The sequence below is a fragment of the Methanosphaera cuniculi genome (assembly GCF_003149675.1).
Taxonomy (GTDB): domain Archaea; phylum Methanobacteriota; class Methanobacteria; order Methanobacteriales; family Methanobacteriaceae; genus Methanosphaera; species Methanosphaera cuniculi.
The window spans coordinates 58,747-84,658 of the sequence record NZ_LWMS01000031.1 but is presented as its reverse complement, the minus strand read 5'-3'; the positions used below and the strand labels follow the sequence as shown (position 1 = coordinate 84,658).

Here is a 25,912-nt window from a genome sequence, read left to right as displayed (position 1 = left end):
TGTTATTATGTTTATATAATATTTGAGATTTACTCCCTTTTTATTCTTATTAAATTATACTGATCTAATACCTGTAGTTATTATGTAAAACTTGAAGATATAAATATTTCAAAAAAAAAGATATCATAAAAAAAAAATATTCAAAATATGAGAACAACAAAAAAAAGATAGGAACAGGCAATTTAGGATGTCATCGAAATCTCGATTTTGATACTGATCTAAAAAAAAAATATTCTTTGAATTTCGTTTTCTAAAATTAAGATAAAAAATATTTAAAGATTTAAACTTTTTCCTAATAATTTTTATATTTATTTTTAGTCTTTTTCTAATTTATTTTCTTCTGTTTCTAAATAACTTGTTAATTCTCTCTTTATCTTCAATTTCTTTATTACCTTTATAATAAATTTCTGTAAAATAAAAAACCTCAGAATCAAGTAGTAAAAATACTATTCTGAATCCTGATTTCTTTCCCCGTTTAATTCCATGACAACGAAAATCTTTCACAATAAATGCAGGTACAGTAACACAAGAATCTAATCCTGCAATTCTATGATATTTTTTAGGTAATTTTCCTTCATCAAAATCATCTATTATATCTTTTTTAAATAATTCAAAATCTTCTTTTAATGATGGACATTTACGTTTTTTGATAATTTTATTAAATTCCTTACAAAATTGCTCATCATATCTAAATGAATAATTTTCAGTATTCTTCACCATAATCCCTCACTGAATAATTTTCGTTCCGGTAGAATACTGCTTCATAATTTATTTCTTCTTGATCATCACTAAGTCTCCATGGTTTATCCCCATGACTATATGCACTAATCTTTCTACTACTCATATTTGATAATTTTAATATATTTTCTTCAATTACATTAATCTCTTTATTGTTAAAATTAGTTTTTGGTTCTTTTAGAGGATTATAAATATACTTATTATAATTTATGATCTTTGTTTTTTTTTCTTGAATTCTTCCTTCAGCATTTAGTTCTTCTATAGCTTCATTAAATTTTATTGTATCTGGTATAGGTCCATTCTGTTTATGATAATATTTCATTCCTGTCATTGATATTTCATATAGTTCATAATAATTAAAATCACTGAAATATAATAATTTGTATAATACTGTTCTTCCTATTTCTTTATCTTTACATTTATAAACTATGTAATGTATTAAATCTTTGAATTTTTCTTTATCATATTTTTTTCCTTCGTTCATATTTTTTTTCTCCCTTAGAAAATATTTTTTTCAGCATTTCTTATGCAATTTAATTTTTATATTTCTTTTATAACTTATAAATAAATTTTGTTGAATATACTATTTTTTTTTCTAAAAGCGTTACACATAAGAATAAAGACAACCCCTTTTTTTTCATTATATAAAATGAAGATAATACAAAAGAAGGAACTACTAAAAAAAGAAGATGGTGGATCAAAAAAATATGCAACAAAAGATGATATAATAAAAATAAACAACCACATTAGATGAACTAGCAACAAAAAATAGATAAAATACAAAAAGAAAATAAAAAAAGATAAAATTGGGGGGGGGGATAAGTATAGGAAAGTTCATATTTTTTCCTATGCTTTTACTATGCTTAATGTTGTGTTTGACTCTGTTCTATCATATGTTTTTCCAGATGTTACTACTGTTATATTATATTTCTTATTTTGCATGTTTGCTGGTACTTGGTATTTAATTGTTGTTACACCGTTTGTTATGTTTATTCTTTCTACTGTTTTTCCATTAATTTTAAGTACTGCTTTACCACTTGTTTGAATGAGGTTTCCTTCATCATCACATAGTTTTACATCAAATACTGCAGTAGAGTTACGTTTAGTGCTAACTTCAGATACATCTACATTTACATTGTATTTATTTAGTGTAAGTATACTTTGTGCTGTTGATTTACTACATACATCATTACCACCATATACTGCTGTTATATTATAGTCTTTTAGTGCATATTTGGTTGTATCAACTGTTAGTGATGCAATACCATTATGTATTTTTACAACACCAATTGTTTTACCATTTAATTTATATGCAACTTTACCAGAGTATACAATGTTTCCTTTTTCATCAACTACCATAGAGGTGAATGTAGTTTTGGTATTGGTGTTTGTAGTGTTTGGAAGTAATACTTTTGTATCTAATTTTTCTACTGTAATATTTACGTTTTTGTAGATGTTACATAATTCATGGTCAAAATTAGCATATATTACTTCTACTACTAATTTATCTCCATCTTCTGGTTGTACTTGGTATGTTATTTCAGGAACAGTTCTATTTTCAACATCAAATAGTCCTACTTCCTTATTATTTATTTTAACTTGTACTTTTCCAGACTCTATTAGAACATATGGTGCATTCCAGCTTGTTCCATTATGATGTTCTAATGTTAAATTAATTTTTATATTATCAAATACTTTAACACTGCTAGGTAGTGTCATGTTTATTCGTCCAGTAAATCCTTCTTGTTTTCCTCTATTATAGTTTATTATATTATTTATTGAGTCGTTTGTGTTTTCTTGTATTACACAATCATCTCCTTCAAGATTTAAACTATATATACAGTTAAACTCTACTTTATTTCCTACTGATTCTGTGATATTTATCACATATCCTACTAGTGAGCTATAACTATATTCTCCATTATAGAATGTGTTATTATGTGAGTTTATCACATATATAGGGGTTGTGCTTGACCCACCTATAGTTATGTCTTTGATTTGGTTGAAGTTTGAATTATTTTGTAGTTTTAGCATTGAGGATGTGTAATTTTCATTACCACTTATTCTTCCTGATATTATATTTTGGGATGAATTTGTTAGTATTATTCCCTCATTTTCTTCTTGACCATAGAAGTCTAGTTGGTTTGTGTTAAATATATTTTTATTTGAGTTTATTAGCTCTACAGGTATTGTATGTTTTCCCTTTAACCATAATGTTTGTACATATATATTATTACTGTTTGCATTGTTAAGTTGTATTGCTGTGATATTATTAAACTCAGGGGTTGTTCCTAACATTGCTGTTTTTAATTTGTTTTGATTTCCTGTTATTTTAATTAGTACTAGGTTGCTTATGTTTTCATTTTTACATGTGATATATGTAGTACTTGTTATTTTTATAGTGTTATTGTTTCCATTTACTACTAGAAGTGGTGTGTCATTTATTGCATCATTATATATTGATCCTAGTTCTATGTTTGTGTTGTTTGTATCTATTATTATTTGTGTTTTTTCTTCAAAGCTTATTCCTGTTATGTTTGAATTTTTTGCATCATCTGATACTATAAGTGTTGTATTATAGAATGTGATTCCACCACCTATTAGTGTGATTGGTCTTGTTATGTTTAGTATTTTATTGTAAAGGTTTCCTGTTAGTAGTATTGTACTTCCTGCTTTGATTTTGTTTGTCATTTGTCCTTTTTCATTAAAGTAGTCTTTGTATGTTTTCTCATTTAGATAGAAGTATGTTATTTCAGATGGTGTGTTATATTGTACAGCGTTTCCTATTTTATTTAGGTTTAGTACTGTTTTATCTCCTAATTCTTGGTTTGAGCATAATGTGTTATTTTCTATTCTGTTGTTTTTTGATGTGCTATTTAGTAATATTGTGTAGTTATTAAATGTTTTCATTGAATTTCCTTTAATTGTTACTCCTGTTGCATTATTAAGTATTACAAATGCTTCATTTTTATTATTTAATGCTGTTGATGATATATCATTTCCATATAATCTTGATTGTTTTACATTTTCAAGTACTATTGCATTACTATCATCTCTTAGACTTATTGTGTTACTTGTTATGTTTACGTTATTTGTTTTATCTAGTGTTATTGCTGTTGAATTATTTTTATATAAAATAATGTTATTGTCTTCTATTCGGTAGTCATGTGTGTCTTTGATTATTATTGCATTTGAATTTTCTTTTTCTAATATGATAGCATTATATTCAAAAGAATATGTTGCAGCATAGTATAGTCTGTATGTTGATATATTTTTTGCTTTTATTGCTGTTGCATCTTTTTGTGTTAGTGTTATTGTATTACTTCTTATATATGCATTTTGATTTTCTAGTTCTATTGGACTTGTTGTTGTTATTGTGTTATATTGCATTAGTGTGCTTGTTTTTTGTTGTTCTCCTACTATTTTTATTGCTGGTATTTTATTGTTTGTTGATTGTACTTTTATATCATTTTCATTTATTGTTGTATTTGTTGCATCTATAACATCTAGTATTGTTGTGTTTGATGTTAGGTTGTTTTCTTCTATTGTTATTAGTGTTATGTTTGTTACTTTTATTTGTGTGTTGTTTGTTGTTATATTGTTATTGTTTATTAGAATATTTTGTGAGTTTAGATCAAGTGTTGTTTTATTGTTACTATTTTCAATTACAAGTCCTTTTATGATTATTTCTGGTGTGTTTTCTGTTTTTATTGTTGTGTTTAGTAGTTTTGAATTTATGTAGTTTGATATTGTTACAGATTTATTAGTGTTTATGATTATGTCTTTGTTTTGTATTGTTCCATTAATTAATAGGTGGATTTCTTCTACATCTAATGGTTTTATTGTTCCATCGTTATTGAAGTATGTGTTGAAGTTTTCTTGTGATAATACGAAGTTTTTATAGGTTGGTGTGTTTTTAGTTATTATGTTGTTTGTATTTTCTTGTTTTACTGATTCATTTCCTACTAATATGTCTGCAAGTAGTGTGCTGTTTTCTACTATGTTATTTTCACCTTTTAGGATGATTGTATTTTCATTGTTTGTTTTGAAGTTTACCTGGTTTACTACACCATCATTTTGCATTACTAATGCTGGTTGTTGGTTTGTATTTTCAATTGTAACTCCTATTATTTGAAGTTTTGAGTTTGTGGTTATTGTTACATTGTATGATGTGAAACTTCCTGTTTGTGTTATTATTAACTCTTTTGGTAAATTTATATTTTTATTGTTTAATGCTCCAATTATTTGTATTTGTTCTATGGAATTGTATGTTTTAAGTAGGTTTCCATCATCATCAAAGAATTTGTAGAATGTTTCATCATCTATTTTTAATTCTTGAACATCTGGTTTATTGTTTTCTACTTTATTTGTGATTGATGTATAATTTACTGCTGAGTTTCCAAGGTATGCGAGAGCTTGAAGATAGTTTTCTGTGATTGTATTGTTTTTTGAATTACTACCTAGTAGTATTGCATAGTTGTTTTTTGTTGTTGTTATATTGTTATTTTTTATTATATTATCTGATCCTATTACACTAATTTCACATGTAAACTTGTTATTTGTTAGTGTTGCATTGTTTGCTGTTAACTCTAATGCTTTTGAGTTTGTTCCTCTTATATTTAAAACAGTGTTTGAGTCAATAATATACTTGTGACTTCCCTCTAATTTAATAATCATTAGGTATGGATCTTTATTTGAAAGACTTGTATATATACTTGATGGTATTGGTGTGTCAAATGTATTGTTTGTAATGTTTAGTTGTGTTGTTTTATTTCCTGATGATAAAAATCCTGTTGATTTGTTAAATACATTATTTATAACTGTGTTTTCTCCGTTTAGTATGTAAAGATCTAGTTCTTCATTGTTTTCGAAGTAACATCCATCTACTATTGTTACTAGATTTTCTACATCATATGGGTTAAAGTAGTCTGCATCTCCTGTGTTTACTGTTATTCCACTTCCTGTTCTATATGCACTTCCTCCATCGTATGCTATATTATCTTTTATTGTTGAGTTTATGATTGTTAAGTTTTTATCGTTTGTAACTGTTCCCCATCTTGCATAGTTTTTCTGGAATGTTGAATTTATTACTATTGCTATTCCATTGTTATATAATCCTGCACCAAAGTTTCCTGTACTACTTGATTTACGGTTTGCTTCAAAAAGACTGTCTACTACTTTAAGTGTTGCATTATTGTTATTACGTATACCTGCACCTACTCCTCCATGGTTGAAGATGAAACTTACATTGTTTACTTCAAGGTTACCATAGTTATCTATTGTTGCTGTTTTATAAGCTGAAATACTTGATCCACCTTCATTCCAACAGTTTTTAATTGTTAAGTTAGATACTGTTATAAGACCATTTCCACGTGTTATGTTCATTGCCCAGTTACCTTTACCATTCATGTATGGTCTCCATATTGGTGATGATCCCCAATAGTATTCATCTGAATCTAATTCGATTTTTAGTGTGTAGTTTACTTCTCCATCTATACTTGAGTTTCCTACTCCAATAAAGTTTATTCGTAGATCTCCTGGTACTGTTAAGTTAGTATTTCCAGCACCTTTGAAGTTACCATCAAGGTAGATATTTGCTGTTTGTTTATTGTTTTGTACTGTTGTTATTGCTTTTTGTATTGTTTTAAATGGACTTGTTTGTGATCCAGTGTTGGTGTCTAATCCATTTTCTGCTGATACATAGTAGTTATTTACTACTTCTTCTTTTTTAGCTGTCTTGTTTGTTGGTAGTGTTATTTTTGTTGTGGTTTCTATTCTGCTTGATTTGTAGTTGTTGTTTTCCCCATATATTACAAGTACTTTTACCTCACGGTTGTTCCATGTTTTTGGTATTGTGAAGTTGTAGGTTGTTTTTCCTGTGATACTATATGTTTTTTGTGTTTTTCCATTGATTTTCACACATACTTTTCCACGATTTACAGTGTTATTATTTTCATCTGTTGGGTTTATGTTGATTTTAAGGGTGTTGTTAACTATTTCTGTTTTAACATCTGTTTTTGTTTCTAGTTTTTCAAGTTTTAGGTTTGCATCTGATCTTACTGGTATAAATTTACTGCTTCCACCATATACTATAGTTAGTTTATAGTTTTTTGGTGCGTAATTTGATGGTACTATGTAGTTTAGTGTTGCTCCACCAAATTCTATGTTTGCATATCCTATTGTTTTATCATTAAGTTTAAATGCTACTTTTCCATTTGGTATATATTTATCATCTGATGTTTTGAAGGTTGCATTTATTTGTATTGTTTTTCCTGGTTTTGCTGTTATATTATTGAAATCTTCTATTTTTGAGTAGTCACATACTATTTTTGCAACTTCACACCCAGCAACGCTAAGGTTTATATCATCAAATTTATCAGGAAGATTTGTTATATTAACAACTACTGTATAATTATTTTCTGGTGTGAATACTAAATCTTTTGTGTTAACTAGAGGACTTGATGATTCTAAAGATAAAGTATGATTAATTCCTAAACTAGAAATTCCTCCTCTGTAGTAATCATTATCACATATACATGAGATTGTAAGTTGTTTAACTCTTTGATTAAATACTTTATCTACAACACCAGTATTACTTACAGCTATGGTAGGTATATTAGTTACACCTGAATTATCATTATAGTAGTTAGCACTTTGATCAAAACTTCCATCGATATTTGGAGATCTTTTTGTTGCTGTATTATTATCAAAGAAGCATGAAATAACATTAGGTGAACGTTTTCCATAAGTTGAATGAATTATTATTGCTCCACCGTAATAGTCTGCATGGTTGTTTGTAAAATCACAACTTGTAATATTTAAAAAAGAAACTCCATCATGATATATTGCTCCTCCATTTGCTTTATTACGACACTGGAGTGTTGATTTTGCACTGTTATTATTAAATGTACATAAACTTAGAGTACATAAATCATAATTAGTTCTTACTGATGGATAATAATATATTGCCCCACCAACTCCTCCTACATTAAAGGATTTATCACCATTATCTATTGCTTGGTTATTTATGAAGGTTGTATTGTGGATGTATGAATAATTATAATTATATATTGCTCCTCCATATCCTCCATTGAATCCTATTGCCTGGTTATTAATGAAGTTTGAGTTATAAATACTATTATTTCCTCTATTATCTATAGCACCACCAGCAGTAGATTTACTATCTGAAAATGCCATGTTATTTTTAAAGTCAGAATTATTAATGACTAAAGTTGCTTTTGAGTATATTGATCCACCTTGAATACTATTACCACCAATAAAAGTAATATTGTTAATATTTAACTTTAGTGTGGTTGTGTCAAGGTTAAAGTGTCTACTCTTATTTTGTGCGTTGAAGATTGTTTTTGTTTTATCTTCACCATTTAATGTAATATAACGTGTGTTTGTTATGTTACTTTTTAGTTCGTCTTCAAAGTCGTATTGACCATTTTTTACATTTATTGTGTAGTGTGTATTTTCATCACCATCTGCTTGTATTTCATCCCAAGCAGCTTTTAGTGTGTTGTAATCTGTTACGTCTTTGTTTGTTGGAATTGTTTTTTTAATATTTTTAGTTTCTGTATTTGTGCTGGTTTTAACACTTCCAGCTTTTTTATCTTCAAGCTTAGCATCTACTTTAACAACATTATCCTTTACAGGTTTGTCTTTTATAATTTTTTCTTGTTGTATCATAGATTCACTAATACTATTATCTTCAGATACAATACTATTATCTGTATTATTTGTATCTGCTGCACTTACAGCTCCAACTGCTGTGAGTAGTAGTACTAGTGTGAAGCTTAAAAATAAAATTTTTGAATTTTTACTCATAAAAAATCATTTTTTTCCTTCAAAGAATATTTATAAAATATTTTCATACTAATCAAATAAAATTAAATAATCATTAAAATTAAATGAATAGTTAATATAACATATGAAAAAAGGAAAATATAAATATAATCCAAATAAAAACAAATAGAAACCACTAATAAAAACAATATGAATTCCCCCCCCCCCTTATATTATAAAATAAGAAATAAGTAAAAAATATGAAATTAAAACATGAAATAATAATAATAATAAATAAGATGTAATTTTAAAAAATATTTATTAATAAAAAAAAATAAATGAACAAGTTATAAACTATATGGGAGATGACTATAGACTCCTAACAAATTTACTTTCTAGGAAAACCAATGAAGGAAGAAGAAACTAGGGTAGCAATAGAAATGAAAAAGAAATTGTATTTAATTAATAATAAATTTGAATTTAATGGTGTTTTACATAGGGGAGATCTTGGACTTGAATATCTTAATTATATAAAATGAAGAAATAGGTTCAATAAGTACAATGGAAAAATTTCAAAGTACATCATTTTCAAAAGAAATGGCAACTTATTATATTAAAAAGGGATAAGAAAGAAAATCAATGGGGAGTACAATGGATAATATTAACCTCAAAGGATACAAGATGTATTCCTATATTAGATAAGTCTCAAGCTCCCGAAGAACAAGAAATTCTTTTTTATCCAGGTCAACAACTCCAAAAATTAGCAGAAACAGAAAATACAAAAAATAAGACGAAATATAATTGTAATTAAATTAATAAATGATAAAAAAAGATATAATACCACAAGAACAAATACAAAAAAACTATTTAATAATTAATAAAATTGGAAGGGAGGAATAGACTTATGAGTGAATATAGTACGAAAAAAAATCGTCTTGAAAGACATATGCGGGAACGTCTTAATCCTGATTATCCTATACTTTTTAATCGTATCAATTGGGATGAAGTTGATAATAGTATTGATGAATTATGCGAATTTCAACGAGAAAATGATTATCTTATCCCAATGATATTGTTGTATTATCCACCATTACATGATAAAATTTATCCAATACTACAAGAAGAAAACAAAACACTATACTTTATTGGAAAAAAACGTGCAAAAGATGCAGTTACATATGATTCAATGTATGAATTTATTCAATTATTCCCTCAATTTGAAAAACTTGTATTTTATGATGAAGATCCAAATTATATTTATGATGAATTATTAACAATACATAGAAAGGATTATCCAATACTATTTAATAGAATCAATTGGAAATATGTAGATCAAATAATAGATAAATTATATGAATTACACCTATTAGAGAAAAAACCAATAATTCCAGATAACCTTTTCATGTTTGAACCTGAAGGTATGAGTGAAAATTACCAAAGAAAGACACATAAAATTGCAAACTATTATCTTTCTGAAGCTGAAAATGGAAATAAACTTTTTGAAGACTGGTGTTATAAAGATGATAATAAGTTATGTAATTATGATTCTATGTATGAGTTTATAATGGAGTATCCTGAGTTTAAAGATATTGTTTATTTTGATCCCGATAAAGAATAATTTTTATTTTTTCATTGTTTTTTTCTACATTGTTTATTTTATTTTTTTAAAGTACTGTGTTTTTTTCTTTGTTGTGTTATACATTGTTTATTTTTCATAAGAACAATTTGAAAAAGAATATAAAGATCTCCAAAAAGAAGTAACGAGAAAACATAGAAATCGATGGAGATACATACAGAATACCAGTATTCAGAGTTAAATGTGAAAAATAACCACAAAAAAAGAGAGAAGGAGGATAAAAAAATGGTTAAAAAAGAAAATTATTGGGAAGAATATGAAAAATTTTATACGAAACTACGAAATGAAATATTTAATTATGATATTTTAAAGAAAATAAATAATTTTTGGATGGATTGGCAACTACGGCATCTTACATCATATTTACCAGAAATTATTTATTATAATCTTCCTGAAAAAATTAGAACTGAACAAATAGAACCATTATATCTGATATGGGACTTGAAAGAAAAAAAACAACCAAAATGGGATAAAATACTTACTGAAATAGATATAGAAGAATGGATATGTAATTTATACAATGAATTAGATGATGATCTTAAAGAAGCTATTCGAGAAATAAATGAAAATGATTCAAATTTATATCTGGATGATGAAATCAAAGAAGTAAATGTAGGTTCAATAATGCCATTTATTGAAAGGAAATATTATAAAGAAGAGGATCCAGATAAGCTATTTGATTATAATCCATATGAATTATACCTATTATTTTATAAATTCTATCCTAATAAATGGAGAGAAATTGTCAAAAAAGACAATGAAGAAGGATTATATTCATTTATGCCTGAGGATTGGGAACCTGTAGAAAATGAAGACTTGGGCGGTTTTTCTGATATTCATATAGATTATGGGATTCATGACCCTGATATACGCCAGATGATAATATATTTAGTGAGAAGAAAATAAATTAATAGGTGAATATATAACTTTAATAAAACATCATATACAAGAACATCACCAGGTATAACCACACTACTTAATCCAAAATATGCTTCTTAAAGATAGTATACAGAATTTTAGAACCAAAACAAGCTGAAATAATACTAGACAGAGGACAAGAAATACAAATCTTAGATATTAGAAACAAATAAAAATCAGACATATCAGCAAAAAATAATAAACAATAAAAAAAAAGATATAATGAATAACTAAATAATAAACAAGACGAAAAAAATAAGGGGAGGGGAATAAAATGGTTGATTATAGCAAAAAAAATATATGAAAGAGATTCAAATGAGAAAAAAAATAAATAAAAATTATCCCATTCTTTTCAATCGTATAAATTGGCAAATACTTGAAGAAAATATGGAAGAACTCTTTGAATTTCAAAAACAACATGATGATATACTAATCCCTGAAAATTTCAGACCATTCAACGTTGAAAATGATCCTGAAGGAATATATGAAAAATACGTGAAAAAAATAATAAAAACAATAATGCAAACATGTCGAAAAAAATGGGGACCATACAGGAGAGATCCAAAATCAAATACATATGATGATGTATATGAATTCCTTCAGAAATATCCAGAATGGGAAAAACTTGTATACTATGATGAAAACCTGAATGATATTTATGATGAATATCTAACAATACGAATTGACAAAACACTTCCAGTGAAATTTAATAGGATAAATTGGAAGAAAGTAGATGAAAAAATAGACAGAATATATGAAATATTTATCAATCAAAAAGAAAAAATAACAGTTCCCGACATTTTATTTATTGATTATAGAGAACTTAAAGAAGTAAGCAATCATTACAAAACTATATCACAGGAAATATGGGAATATTATTTTAATGAACGTTTTGAAAAGAAAAATCCAGTACTTCATGAATACGGATGGAATAATAGTGGATTTAGGAATTATGATGGTTTTTATTATTTTATAAAGGATTATCCTGAACTTGGTGATATTGTCTATTTTGATCCTGATAAAGAATAATTTTTATTTTTTCTTTGTTTTTTTTTGTACATTGTTTATTTTCCTTTCCACCCTTATTATTTTTTTTCAGAGTATTATTTTATGGTGTGATTTTTCTTTACAGGTTTAAGTCCTGTCCATACCCTCAACTATTACATTAACCATCCTTTTTTATAATTTTTTTATTTTTTTAATTTACTTTTTAATGGAGGTTTTTTTTAAGTAACAATAACTATGCCTTCCTCCTCTACTATATAGTTACAGCTCCTGTACTCATACCAGATGTACCGGACTATGATTATTAAAATGGTGAAACATCCCTTAACTGATGATCAAACATAACACCTCCTCCATAAATTCAACAAAAATAAGGATATAAAGCACAAAGAACAGAAATAAATGCAGCAAATAACAAGGTAGCATTTAATGAGATATTTAATGATGAAACAGTAGATTATAAACAATGGATAACATGCGGAGATGACAGAGTAAGAACAAGCCACATAGAACTAGATGAACAAATAACAAGAGTAGGAGACACATTTAGTAATGGACTTCAATACCCAGGAGACCACAACGGGAAAGCAAGTGAAGTAATAAATTGTAGATGTACACTAATACCATACTTCCTTGACTGGAATAAAATACCACCAAATGATAAAACATATTTTTATGAAAAAGACCTAATAGAACTTGATGCAGAATATGAAAAACAAGTAGAACTACAATATAATGAAGATATAAAAATAGCAGAAGTAAAACAAGGATATGTAGAATTAAATAAAGAGCTTGATATTAAAGTAACTCCAATACAAAAAATAGTAGAAAAAATCAAAAAACCAATAGCAACAATAGAAAACAAGACACATAATGCAACAACTAAGGTACAACAAGTATTTAATAAAACAGGAAAAACAATACAAAACACAACAAAAATAGAAAAAGATAAAATAAAAGAAAAATTCACATCAAAACTAATAGAAAGAACACATAAAAACAACAAAAAACTAATAAAAGAAAATCATCACATACCAGTATCAAAAGAAATACATGAAGTACTAAAAAATGATTACTTAAAATTAATAAAGCGATGGGATGAATATTATATAAGACTATTACATGGAGTTAAACCAGAGATTACAGATGAACTAGATAATTTAATAATGGAAATACATAATTTTACAAAAAAACATTTTAAAGAACTTCCGGAAGATATCCAAAAAGGATTTCAAATGTGGACTGGTGATGAATATAAGCTAATAAGGAAATATTTTGATTCAAAAGAAACATTAACTAAAAAAGAGAATAGAATTGTTCAAAATATGCTTAAAGCAGTTGATGGAAGTTTTACCAAGCTCAAAATACCTTTAGAACTTATACGGGGAGATAGAGAACTCTGGTTATATGAAAAAGGAAATGTAATTAAAAATATTAAAAATCTTAAAATAGGTGAAGTATATCATTTTGGTGATAATTCATATATAAGCACATCATTAGGTTTAACTACACCTCTTGATCCCAAATATTCTCCTAAGGGAGGAATAATATTTAAACTTCTAGCACCACCAGGAACAGAAACTGTACCGATACTACAAAATTCAAATGCACCAGAAGAAGCGGAAATAATACTAAAAAGAGGACAAGAAATACAAATACTAGATATTGATGAAAGCAATGAGAACAAGAAATATATAACAGCAAAAATAATAAATAATAAAAAAGATATTATAAATAAAAAAAAAACTAATAAAATAACAAATAAGTAGGAGGGAAAGAAACATGGTTGGATATAGTGATATGAAATTGGATATGGAATTATATTTACGAAGAAGGATAAATAAAGAATATCCTATCCTATTTAATCGTGTGAATTGGCAGGTACTTGAAGAAAATATGGATAATCTAGTTGAATTTCAAAAACAACATGAAAGAATATTACCTTTAAATTTTAGACCAAATCTTGTTGAAAATGATCCTAAAGGAATTTATGAATTATTTTCAAAAAAAATAATTGAAGCTATATTTAGTAGAAAGTCCAATTATTGGCAAGTATACAGACATGATCCTAACTCAGGTTACTATGATGATGTGTATGAATTTATACAAGAATTTCCAGAGTGGAGTAAACTTGTATATTATGATGAAGATCCATATAATCCTTATGATGATATTTTAACAATACAATATAAAGACTATCCAATACTTTTTAATAGATTTAATTGGCAATACATATCTCAAAATATTAGGAAATTATATCAATTAACACTAAATGAAAAAAAACCAGTAATTCCTCCTATTTTATTCATGTATGATATATGTATTAAAAATATGAGTGAAAATTATAAAAATATTTCAGATAAAATTTATGAATATTACGAATCTGAAGAAGAGAAAGGAAATGAATATTTTAAAAATTGGGATAAAAAGTATGATTATGATTCAGTTTATGAATTTATAATGACTTATCCTGAGTTTAAAGATATTGTTTATTTTGATCCTGATAAATAGTATTTTTTTATTTTTTTCATGTTTTTTTGTGCATTGTTTATTTTGTTTTTTGAAAGTCCCGTGTTTTTCTTTCTTGTGTTAAACATTGTTTATTTTCACCACCCTTTTTTTTTATTCACGATTTTATTATGGTATGATTTCCTTACAGGTTTAAGTCCTGTTCATACCCTCAACTATTACATTTTTTCACCACCCTTTTTTCTACAATTTTAATTTAAATTTTTAATGGAGGTCTTTTTATTACGTGACAATACATAACCATACCCCCTACCGTATAGTCACTGCTCCCGTACTCCTACCTGATGTACCCGACTGTGACTACAATAATGGTGAAACACCATTAACAACTAAACAAATACAACATTTACAGACAAGTTATAAAAATTATCAAATCATAGACTACGATCATCAATTCTGCATGAATGGTGACTGGTATATGAAAAAAATAGGAACTCCTCTAGAATTCTGGATAAGTTCCAAAAATACAACATATACCGATATTACAGGTACAACCCGTGATATTCCTGCCGGTTCTTGGTGGCTTAAATCAAAGATAACTGATCCTACTGCTATTCGTATGATTGATGAAGGTAAATTAACTGCCTATAGTCTTACTACTGCTAATCAAATTTACGCAGATAAGATAATAGACTTATTAAATAATGGACATAGTCAATCAAATAAATCACAAGATGCAGAATTAAATGAACTTGCAGTTAAAAGCCGTACTCTTATAAAAGATATTGATAATCCTGTAGGTTTTACAGTTTCTCTTACAGCTTTTCCTTGTGTAAGTAATGCTGTATTTTCTAAACAATGCTTATTCCAAAGCCAAAAGAATAGTAATACAAATAAAGAAGATGATATAATGACAGAAAATGAAAAAATAACAAAATATACAATAGACGATATTAAATCAATATTTAATCTTTTCTCTAAAAAAGCAGATAATACAAATAAAGAAGAAGAAACCAATAAAAAAGAAGAAACTACAAATAAAGAAGAAAATAATGAATCAAAATATGCAACAAAAGAAGATATAACAAAAATAAACAACCGTCTTGATGAGTTAGCAACAAAAATAGATAAACTCCAAAAAGGCAATAAAGAAGAAACCACTAAAAAAGATGAAACCAAAAAAGAAGAAGATACATCAAAAACTTCAGAAAAAAGTGAAACTACATCTAATAAAAATATAAAATCAAAAGAAATTCCACACACTCACGACGGAATAAACAACCAATCCTACAAACACACTAATCCCGAAGCAAGTCTCATGACTTCACTAGGACGTGACCAATACGGAATTTCAAAATTCAAACAAAATAACATATTCAAAGGAGATGAATAAATATGAACAATCTTGAAGCACTAGATAACATCACACAAACAAGTAATAAAGATTCATGGGAAAAAATGGTAACAGGAAAAGCACTTCTAAATCCTGAACAACAAACCACATTCCTAAGAGAATTCCAAGTAGCAGATCCTGCACTTACAATGGCTAGAATGGTTTACATGCAAAACCCAAGCCGTGAAACAAGTCTATTCAAAATCAACGGAAGAGTAAGTCAAGCAGGATATGTAAATGGTGACCTTTCACAACATAAAACACAAGCTAATCTCACCGGAGCGGATCTAGACTTCACCGGTCAAGTAATAAATACTACAAAAATTAAAGCAAAAGTATCACTTACTGATGATGAACTTGAAGAAAACATTGAAAGACAAACACTTCAACAAACAGTACTAAGTGAAATGGGATACAAGATGGGACTTGATAATGCTTACTGGAATTTCTTCGGAGATACAACAATAAAAGCAACAACAGACAGCCTACTTTGTGCTGGTGATGGTTGGATAAAACGTGCTACAAATAAAATTAAATCCAAAGGACTTGACAGCAGTAAAGGTGCATTTGATGTAGATAATGGAGTAGACTCCATATTTGATGCTATGAAAAATACACTACCAAGTGAATTTAAAAATACTCAACAACTCGTTTGTTTTGTTCCTTATGAAGTTGAAGATGCTTACCGCAACTATGTAATAAAACGTGAAACACCTCTTGGTGACAGTACACTTCCAACATGGAACGGACTTACCTACAAAAATATTCCTATCATTCACAGTCCAGCTCTTGATGATACAGATGCTCAAAGTATAGATAATACTGCTACTTGTCTTCTATCTTCTACAACTAACCTTGAATACAACATCTTCAAAGATATCACTGTTGAACTTGACCGTGATGCTCCTAATGAACGTAACGATTTCATATTCAGATACAAAGCACTTCCAGCCTACAAAGAAACGATGGAGTTGTAGTTGCTAAAATTAGTCTTGATGAACTAGCAGATATTCAAGAAAGTTCAAAGAAAAAACCAGTTTATGTTGAACAAGTAAAAACTGAAACTGAATCAGATTCAAGTTCTAGTACAACTACTGGTGGTTCAGGTTCTCCCTGATTCTACTCGTACTGTAAATATTCTTCTTTCTCCTAGTGTTCAAGATATTACTGTTAATTTAAATGGAAGTACTAATTATTCTGGTACTTCTGATATCAATGGACAAGTTAATTTTAAAGATATTACTTTTGGTACATACACCATAGAAATTAATGATTATAACTATAATGTATATACCCAAAAAGTAGTTATTAACAATACAAATAATAATCCTCGTATAATTCCAATAACATTAACACCTAAGGAGTAAGAATATGACTAATAATATGTACTGTACAATTGATGAAGTTAAAAGAATAACAGGTATCAAACCTAAACACTTCAAAATAGAAAATGACACCGAACTAGACACAATAATAGAAACATGGATAATACAATCCATGTCTATTATTGATGAATACTGCCAACAATCATTTACTACTGAAAATATACCAGGTGGAGTAAGTATAGCCTGTGTTCAAATAGTAGCAAATATCATTACAAATGCTGAAAGTAGAAAAAATAGTCCTCTAGTCAAAGTAAATGACTGGACTGTTACAACTGTTCCTACTGAAATATTCACAAAACCCATAAAAGAACTACTTAAACCTTATACAAAAACTGATGAACGATATGAAAAAGCACAAATTGAATTCCTAACCATTACCGGTGATTCTAAATGATAATAAAAGTAAATTCAACTGACATAAATTTCAATGGTGACATTGATAAATTCAAAGACCTTTTCTTCCATATAGGAGGACTTGAATTTCTAGGTATTCTTAAAAAAAATACTCCTAAAGATACAGGACACCTTCACAGTGCATGGCATATGGAACAAAAAGGATTTAAAATAAGATATACTAACAGTGCAAAATATGCAGGCTGGGTAAATGAAGGAACAGGTATCTATGGAACCAAAAGAAAAAGAATAACACCAAAAAGTGGAAAAGTCTTAGTATTTCGTCCCGGAAAAAAATTCAATGGAAAATATGGAAAAACAAGTAATGGCAAATATTTCTTTAGAAGTGTAAACGGACAAAAAGGACAACACTACGTAGAAAAAAGCACTGAAAAAATAAAACAAAGAATTCCAACTATAATGCAAAATGTAACACAACTAACATTCAAAAAATAATAGGAGTAAATAATAATGGGATATTCAACAAGCATACTAACTGCAATAAGTCAAATTCCGCTTACTATAGAAGAATGGATTCAAAAAGAAATTGATAATGGAATTCTAAATGATGTTGAAACATTTATCACTTCATATCAAAATGAAATGGAACTTGAAACTCCTACAATATGGATGAATCAACATGAATGGGCAGGATATAAAGATGAAGCACTTACAAATAAATATAAAGTTATCGTACCTATAGAATTCGCATGTATTGAATATGATAATGACCTGAAAGAAGGAGAAATAAAAGCTATGAATCTTACAGGAAGACTTATAGCAAGTATCCTCAAACATTTCAGACGTTATAAAAAGAAAAATGAATTTTTTCAAATGATTAAAATCAATTTCAAAACACTTTATCCAAATGGAACATTAGGAATTGAAAATAAACAAGAAATAGTATCAGTTGCTGGAGTTCTTCTTGAATTTGTTATCCTTATTGATTGGATGCAATGTTTATCAATCAATGAAGATACTAATACTGAAGATATTTTTAATTTAGATAATCCTGACATAACCTATACCGAAATAATAAAGAATAATACAAATAATGGAGATGATACATAATGACTCAAGTAGTATCATTCAGCCCTGAACAAAAATGGGCAACAGAAGCAAAAGATGATGAAAAACATATAAGAGCAGATAAAGCAAATGCAAGCCTAAACGCAGAACCGGTAACACTAACCGGAGGAAGTAAAACAATACAAAAAGTAAGAGTAGGATATCCAGAACCAAGTAGTGAAATGGATACTGCAATAGATACAAAAATATTTCATAGATACATGTATTACACACTCGGAAATTATCAATTTACACAACTAGGAGAATCCGACGCAAATAAAAGCTGTCATGAATTCTACGGAGGAGACAGCACAAGACTTCCAAGTTCAACAGTAAGACTTACATATGATGTAGGAAATGATGTTCTTGAAAAAACACTCCTCGGCTGTGTTGTTGATGAATTCAACCTTGAAACAAGCGATGAACTCAGTACAGCTTCACTTTCAATGATATATCGAACTGAAAAATCAAGAAAAATATCACAAACAGAACAAGAAATAAGAGAAGTTGATGCAGTACCATTCATAGGTTATGATTACCAAATAGAACTTGGCGGAGTTGAAAGTGCAGTATTCAATGATCTTAAACTTTCAATCAAAAATAACCACAAAACAGATGGAGCAAGAGGACTTGGAAACAGATTCTACGGCAGACAACCAAACGTAGGAGAACGTGAAATATCAATGGAACTTACCACCGTATTTGATCCTGAAAACCTTGAAACAGTAATAAAAACAGAATATGGAGATAAAGATCTTCCAGTAGATGATGAAGGATACTGGATTCCTAGTAAATGTAAACTCTTCACATTACCTCTAAAACTTAAAATTATGACTTGTGAAGATGCAACTGAATATGTTATCCTAATCATTCCAAACTGTATTATAAGCATAGATCCTCTTGAATTCAGCGGTAGTGACGATGTAGAAGTGAAACTCACACTTCAAGCAACAGGAACAAAAACAGTTGAAATGAAAGATAGTACAACAAAAAGAACTGATATATACTGTCAAGTTGTAAATGATCAACCTGAAATAGTACCTTCAATTAAGGAAACTACACCAACTACTCCTGAGGGAAATTAATTCTTAATTTTCCCTTTTCTTCACCCATTCACCACCAACTTTTATAATTATTTACCGGAGATGAAAAAATATGGCATTCGAAGACCTATTATGCGGAACAAATGAACAAGTACCAATTTACATAGAAGCAACTGGTACAACTGAAAATGTAAGAAAAATAAATGTAGCAGAAACAAAAAATTATAGAAGAATAATAAATAAAGCACTTGGAACAATTAATACGACAGAGAGAACACAAGGAAGAAGATCAAGAGGAACAGAAGCAGTAGCAAAACTGAACCTTGCTGATACAAGTGAAGCAGAATATGATGCTAATGTTTATCTTATCAAATGTAGTTTCAATATTGATGGTCAAAAAATTAATGAAAAAGATATAACAGAAAGACTACCAAATGATGTATTTGATGAACTTGTAACAAAATTAAAGAAACTAAATTCACTTGATGATGATGTAAATCTTGAAGATGAAGTAAAAAAGCTGTAAAATCAAATGAAGGACAGCATCTTATTAGATTAGATTTCTTTGGTTATCATTTAGCACCATCTTATAATGAACTTACTCCTGCACAAGCAATGTTTCTTGATATTGGTAGAACTGAACTTGAAAATCAAAGAAATAATCCTGATGCTTAATTTCTTATTCTTTTCTCCCTCCTCCTATAAATTTTAACCTTTCCTCTCCCTCCCTTTTTTTAATTAAATTCTTTTTTTTTATAAAAATTAGCTTATTCTTTTTTTTTAAAATAAAAAATAGTAATGGTATGAATAATAATGGTATCAAGTCAAATAGTAGAAATAATAATAAAAGTAAAAGATGAAATGAGTAAAAACCTTGAAAAAATAGATAAACAACTTGACAAGTTATGAGATACAACAAAACAAGTAAATAACAATACAAAAACGGGTAGTACACAAGTAACACAAGCTCTATCACTACAAGAAAGAGCAATACAAAAAGTCAGCAGAACTTATAATAAATTAAAAAATACAGTAAAAAATGTTTGTAACAATATTAAAACATCAATAAATAACTCTAGCAAGTTCAACATAAATGAAAGTAATCTTGCAAAACCTTTCCTAAATGCTGCAGAAAAAATAAAACAAAAATGGCAAACAACAATGCAACATATCAAGAGTGAAGCAGATAAACTTGCTAATACAAAAAGGACTATGAATATGGACATAAGTGGAAACAATATCACTATTACTGAAACTACTTCACTTATGGATAAATTAAAAATCAAAATGGGAGAAACGATAAATAAATGTTTTGACCTGAAAAATACAATATCAACTACTTTTCAAAATATATCAAAACAAGGTTCAATAGCAACAAGAACATTTAACTCTTTATCTTCTTCTATTTCTAGACTTACAACACCTATTACTACAATAAGAACATCTTTTATTAATTTTGGAACAACGATATCAACAACTGTAAATAATATCCGAACAAGTATATCTCAAATGTTTTCAAATACAATTATTGGACAAAAATTATCAGAAACTGCTACAACATTTCAAAACAGTTTTAGCAACGCAATAACAAATGTACAAAATCGTTTCAGCATGTTTGGAACAAGTGTAGGAACTGTTGCAACAAATATAAGGACAAGACTTTCAACAGCATTTTCAAATATTAATCCCTTTTCAAATCTGACAAGTAGTATAACAGGATTCCAAACAAGAGTAGGAAGTGCAATAACAAGTGTAGCTTCAAAGTTTTCAAGTATTCAAAGTAAAGCATCACAAGTATTTAGTAGTATTCGATCAATAGGAGGTAGTGCTATTGATTCACTAAAACCAAAAATACAAAGTCTTAGCGGGGCATTTGATGGACTAGGTGGTCAAATAGCACAAGCAGTAGGAGTAATAGGTGTAGGTTCATTCACTCAACTTACAGTGGGTCTTTCTCTTTCTCGTGAAAAAATGAGTTCACTTAACACCGCGATAATGGGAAGTAAAGAAGCAAGTGATTCACTCCTAAATAGTATAGATGGGATGACTAACAATAGTGTAGTAAGTATGGATCAAATGGTAAACGCTATGAATAAAATCAAGCTTTCAACTGGACTAAGCAATGACCAACTTGATAAATGTAAAGGATCAGTAATGAAACTTGGAGAAGCCGCACTACTCATGGGAGAAGATTCAGAGCTTGCAGGATTCCACATGAGTGAAGCATTCAGTGGGCTAAATGGTGATTTCGCTGTATTGAAAGAAAGTTTCGGAATTACTCGTGAAAAAATGATTGCTATGGGTTGGAGTGGAGAAGCAAGTGATGTAGATGGATATACTCAAGCTCTAGAGAAATGTGTAGAACAGAATGGAGATCTAAGTGCTGTAATGCAAACAACAAGTGGAAAACTTGCAAAAATTCAAAAAGATTTTAGAACAGCCGGGAGAGGTATAGGAGATGCACTCAAACCTGTAATTGATGCTCTTGCAACTGCATTTATAAAACTTGAAGAACAATTCCCGGGACTTGCTCAAGGAATTCTTGTTGTTGCGGGTCTTATATCTTCATTTGCAGCACTTGCACCAACACTTGCTCCAATTATTCAAATGTATACTTCACTAAGAAGTATAATGTCTATAACAAATATGGTAACGCGGTTGAATACAGTTGCTACAACACTTCTTGGTATGGCGAATCTTGTATCGGGAGGTTCTGCAGAAGTAAATGCCGTAGCACAAACTACTCTAAGCGGTGCTCTCCGTGCAACTGCAAGTAGTGCCAGAGCCCTTACTGTAGCTCTTCTTACAAATCCTTTTACTTGGATTGCTGTTGCTGTCATTGCTCTTGTTGCAATTCTTGTACATTTGTATAGAACAAATGAGAATGTAAAAAATTCAATTGATAATCTTGGTAATGCCATAAAAGGAGGATTACTTCAAGCATGGGAAGTACTGAAAGGTGCTTTGACTGCTGTATGGAATGGACTTGTTCAAGTAGGACAAGTAATATATTCTGCATTACTTCCGGCTTGGGATCAATTGAATCAAATGCTTCTTCCTTTAAGTCATATTCTTGCTCAAGTATGGGCTCAAATTAAGAATTTTTTCAACGCATTTAAACAAGGTACTGATTCGACCAATGAATGGTCTGAAACTGTTAAATCATTAAATACTGTTTGGGAAGCATTTAAAACTGTGATAGGTGTTGTTACCAGTATTATCAGTGTTCTTGCACAGACTATAGGTGCTATTCTAATTCCTGCCCTAACTTTAATCATTCGTGTTGTTGGTGAAGTAATTAAACATATTCTCCGCGTTATTGATGCTTTTGTAAAATTATGTACAGGTCAAATTAGTTTTTCAGAATTTATTAATACTGTTATGAATTCTCTTATGACTTTGTTTTCAAAGCTAGGTGATATTATAGGGCAATTTATTTCTAATGTATGGTCAAATCTTCAGTCTGTCTGGGGAGATATTCTCGCCGGATTAGGTGAATGGATTAGTTCAATCATTAACGCTGCATGGGAAATGGGATCTGGATTTGTTAATGGAATTGTAAATTGGTTTATAAATCTTCCAGGTACTATTTATTCTTATCTTGAACAACTTTTAACTACTATCGGTGAATGGTTTAGTAGTCTTATTACAAATCTCCTAACATGGGGAGCTAATATTCTTAGTAGTATTGGTGAATGGTTTATTAATCTTCCTACTACTCTAGCTGAATACCTTAATCAAATCCTATTATATATTGGTGAATGGTTCAATGGACTTATTACAAATCTATTACTATGGGGTTCACAAATACTTACGGGAATAGCAAATTGGCTTATGATGTTACCACAACAATTTATGATGTATCTTCAAGGACTCTGGACATATCTTTCTACTTTCGCATTACAACTTTACACGCAATTTACAACTGCTGCATGGAATGCTGTTACAGGTTTTATTAGTTGGATATGTCAACTCCCCGGTCAAGTCTGGAATTGGCTTATACAAACTATATCCACTGTTGTTGGGTGGATTCCTGGATTTACACAAAAAGCAATTACTGCAGGTACTGATTTCTTAAAAGGTATTATTGACAGAATCCGAAAAATACCTACTGATATTTGGACGTGGCTTCAAAATACAAGTAACAAAGTAAAAACCTGGATACCTAGCTTTATTCAAAAAGCTCAGGAAAGTGCAAGAAAATTTGTAGAAAAATTTAAAGAAAAAGTAAAACAACTTCCTCAGGTAATGTGGGACGAACTCATGAGGATAGGAGATAAAATAAAAAATAGTGTTGGTGATCTAGTAGGAAAAATAAAAGACCTTGGACGTCAAATGCTAGATGGATTTAAGGACGCTCTTGGTATTCACAGTCCAGGATATATGTATCATGCAATAGAAGGAGAAATGGGATATTTAGATAAAGAAATTCTTGGAAATAGAATGAAACTTGGAACTGCAACAAAAAAATTAGGTTCTTCAATGATTCGGGAATTTGAAAGAAATGACTATAATAAAATGGCAGATGTCTATAATAAAGCTATTTCAAATATGAATACAACAACACCTACACTTGAAACTCCTACTATGGAAACTGATGGACTTAATGAAATGATGCAGACACAAGATGCAGAAATGACACAAAACAATACACTACTTCAAGGACTTACAATTCCATCAGAACAAATAATGACCGATACACAATTAGTTATGAATTCAGTAAATACTATGGTAACTACTATCAATCCTCTTATAAGTTCAGTGACTGGAAATCTTAATACACTTTCAGCAACAAGTATTCAAGGAGCAGGAATACTTGAACAATCAAATCAAAGAGTTATTGCAAGCTATACACAATTAAATACGATGATTAATCAACTTCTTACAAATATAATAAATAAGAATAAATCCGCATGGAATAGCGTTAAAACAACAACACAGAACCAACTTAAAAGTATGCTTAATAGTACTAAATCAGTAACTGCACAAATGGTACAAGCATGGAATTCAATGAAAGATAGTATAATAAGTGCTGCAAATCAAATCAAATCACAAAGTGAACAAAGATTCAACAGCCTCTGGAATACGATAAAAACATTCTATAACAGAATACGAAATCCTGGAGGTGCAGGTTCACCAGGAGCAGGAGGTAGACGTGGAAGAACTTCAAATAGAAGTATCGGATCAGTTGTAAGAAGAAGTGTAAAACCTTTAACACATCAACAAACAACAAGAAGAATTAATCCTATTAATTTAAAACCTTTACTTAGCGGTGCAGAAATAGAATACATGAGTAAATCAGGAAGTAAAATGATAGCTACAAATGATATTCTAAGATATTTCAACGAAAAAGGTAAAGGTGCAGGTTGGAGTGATATTGTAAAACCTAACGTGAATTGGATAAGAAACAAATCTAATGAATGGAAAGTTAACGGTCCTAAGGTATTTGGTAAGTATTCAACAGGAAATGACCTATTTAAAGTTAAAGAATTTGAAAATGGAACTCCTACAATAAGTTATGATACTTTCCGTCGTATGGCTGAAAATGTATTCAGTCAATGTCACTATGAATTTTATTGGGATAGTGAAAGATATGGTAATTGGGTTGCTGCAGCCCATAATGGAGGTATGAACTGCAGTGACAGTACAGACTTCCTCATAGCTCTTGCTCATGCTTGCGGTCTTCCAGCAAGTAAAGTCCATGGACATTGGAATCAATTCGGGCATTACTGGGCAAATGTTGCAGGTCATAAAATGGATACTACGGGATGGATGAATCGTCGAACTTGGACACCTGCTCAGAGTCACGCGGGTTCTCCGTCAAAACTTGAATTAGATTCTCCTACAAGTACTTCTGATTCTGTTAAACATAGTGGAGAAATTACATTAAATTTGAATCTTGATATTCAAGGTGCAGATAATCTTGATAAAGATGCTATAACTAGTATTGTTCAAGAAACCTTAGGTAGTAAAGATGTATTGAAACAAATTGCTAGAAGTAACACATTCCAAGAAGCAGATGCTAATATGAAATTAAAAATTAATAAAAGTAGACTTAGAAATGGATAAATATATT

General features: G+C 29.1%; 18 protein-coding genes. 15 read left to right on the top strand and 3 right to left on the bottom strand.

Features of this window, described 5'->3' with window-relative positions; genetic code table 11:
• Positions 1-330 precede the first annotated feature (330 nt).
• The 3 genes from MSCUN_RS05040 to MSCUN_RS05030 all read right to left on the bottom strand — a co-directional run bounded on the left by MSCUN_RS05040 (position 331) and on the right by MSCUN_RS05030 (position 8,568).
• Positions 331-720, bottom strand: coding sequence for a hypothetical protein (locus MSCUN_RS05040; RefSeq protein ID WP_095608487.1), 390 nt, complete (start codon positions 718-720; stop codon positions 331-333).
• On the bottom strand, positions 704-1,222 hold the full coding sequence (locus MSCUN_RS05035; RefSeq protein WP_095608488.1) for a Panacea domain-containing protein: 519 nt from the start codon (positions 1,220-1,222) through the stop codon (positions 704-706). The genes MSCUN_RS05040 and MSCUN_RS05035 overlap by 17 nt, the downstream gene beginning before the upstream one ends.
• A 362-nt stretch (positions 1,223-1,584) precedes the next feature.
• Positions 1,585-8,568, bottom strand: a complete 6,984-nt coding sequence (locus tag MSCUN_RS05030; RefSeq protein WP_095608489.1) for a hypothetical protein — start codon at positions 8,566-8,568, stop codon at positions 1,585-1,587.
• 365 nt (positions 8,569-8,933) lie between these two features.
• Between MSCUN_RS05030 and MSCUN_RS08440 the strand changes: the two genes are divergently transcribed.
• The 15 genes from MSCUN_RS08440 to MSCUN_RS04955 all read left to right on the top strand — a co-directional run bounded on the left by MSCUN_RS08440 (position 8,934) and on the right by MSCUN_RS04955 (position 25,905).
• Entirely contained in the window at positions 8,934-9,065 is a 132-nt protein-coding gene (locus tag MSCUN_RS08440) for a hypothetical protein (protein WP_275542261.1), read from the top strand.
• A gap of 365 nt (positions 9,066-9,430) precedes the next feature.
• Entirely contained in the window at positions 9,431-10,144 is a 714-nt protein-coding gene (locus tag MSCUN_RS05025) for a hypothetical protein (RefSeq protein ID WP_095608490.1), read from the top strand.
• Between the two features lie 348 nt (positions 10,145-10,492).
• A complete protein-coding gene (locus MSCUN_RS05020; protein ID WP_143744852.1) occupies positions 10,493-11,068 on the top strand; it encodes a hypothetical protein in 576 nt (191 codons plus the stop codon).
• Between the two features lie 327 nt (positions 11,069-11,395).
• Complete coding sequence (locus MSCUN_RS05015; RefSeq protein WP_143744853.1) at positions 11,396-12,109, top strand: hypothetical protein; 714 nt, start codon at positions 11,396-11,398, stop codon at positions 12,107-12,109.
• Positions 12,110-13,251: 1,142 nt separating this feature from the next.
• The gene (locus tag MSCUN_RS05005) at positions 13,252-13,854 is read left to right on the top strand and encodes an ADP-ribosyltransferase (RefSeq protein ID WP_095608493.1); all 603 of its coding nucleotides are present in this window, start codon (positions 13,252-13,254) and stop codon (positions 13,852-13,854) included.
• A 13-nt stretch (positions 13,855-13,867) separates the two neighbouring features.
• Positions 13,868-14,596, top strand: a complete 729-nt coding sequence (locus MSCUN_RS05000) for a hypothetical protein (RefSeq protein ID WP_095608494.1) — start codon at positions 13,868-13,870, stop codon at positions 14,594-14,596.
• 244 nt (positions 14,597-14,840) lie between these two features.
• The gene (locus MSCUN_RS04995) at positions 14,841-15,947 is read left to right on the top strand and encodes an XkdF-like putative serine protease domain-containing protein (RefSeq protein ID WP_095608495.1); all 1,107 of its coding nucleotides are present in this window, start codon (positions 14,841-14,843) and stop codon (positions 15,945-15,947) included.
• Positions 15,948-15,949: 2 nt separating this feature from the next.
• Entirely contained in the window at positions 15,950-16,924 is a 975-nt protein-coding gene (locus tag MSCUN_RS04990) for a phage major capsid protein (RefSeq protein WP_095608496.1), read from the top strand.
• 120 nt (positions 16,925-17,044) lie between these two features.
• Positions 17,045-17,314 (top strand): prealbumin-like fold domain-containing protein, encoded by a 270-nt coding sequence (locus MSCUN_RS04985; RefSeq protein ID WP_095608497.1) that lies wholly within the window; start codon positions 17,045-17,047, stop codon positions 17,312-17,314.
• Between the two features lie 4 nt (positions 17,315-17,318).
• The gene (locus MSCUN_RS04980; protein ID WP_095608498.1) at positions 17,319-17,726 is read left to right on the top strand and encodes a hypothetical protein; all 408 of its coding nucleotides are present in this window, start codon (positions 17,319-17,321) and stop codon (positions 17,724-17,726) included.
• Entirely contained in the window at positions 17,723-18,181 is a 459-nt protein-coding gene (locus MSCUN_RS04975) for an HK97 gp10 family phage protein (RefSeq protein WP_095608499.1), read from the top strand. The genes MSCUN_RS04980 and MSCUN_RS04975 overlap by 4 nt, the downstream gene beginning before the upstream one ends.
• A 15-nt stretch (positions 18,182-18,196) precedes the next feature.
• Positions 18,197-18,796 carry a hypothetical protein gene (locus MSCUN_RS04970; RefSeq protein WP_095608500.1) on the top strand — a complete coding sequence of 200 codons (600 nt, stop codon included), beginning with the start codon at positions 18,197-18,199 and terminating at the stop codon, positions 18,794-18,796.
• The gene (locus MSCUN_RS04965) at positions 18,796-19,878 is read left to right on the top strand and encodes a phage tail tube protein (protein ID WP_095608501.1); all 1,083 of its coding nucleotides are present in this window, start codon (positions 18,796-18,798) and stop codon (positions 19,876-19,878) included. The genes MSCUN_RS04970 and MSCUN_RS04965 overlap by 1 nt, the downstream gene beginning before the upstream one ends.
• Positions 19,879-19,948: 70 nt before the next feature.
• Entirely contained in the window at positions 19,949-20,362 is a 414-nt protein-coding gene (locus tag MSCUN_RS04960; RefSeq protein ID WP_095608502.1) for a hypothetical protein, read from the top strand.
• Between the two features lie 635 nt (positions 20,363-20,997).
• On the top strand, positions 20,998-25,905 hold the full coding sequence (locus tag MSCUN_RS04955; protein WP_095608503.1) for a phage tail protein: 4,908 nt from the start codon (positions 20,998-21,000) through the stop codon (positions 25,903-25,905).
• Positions 25,906-25,912 lie beyond the last annotated feature (7 nt).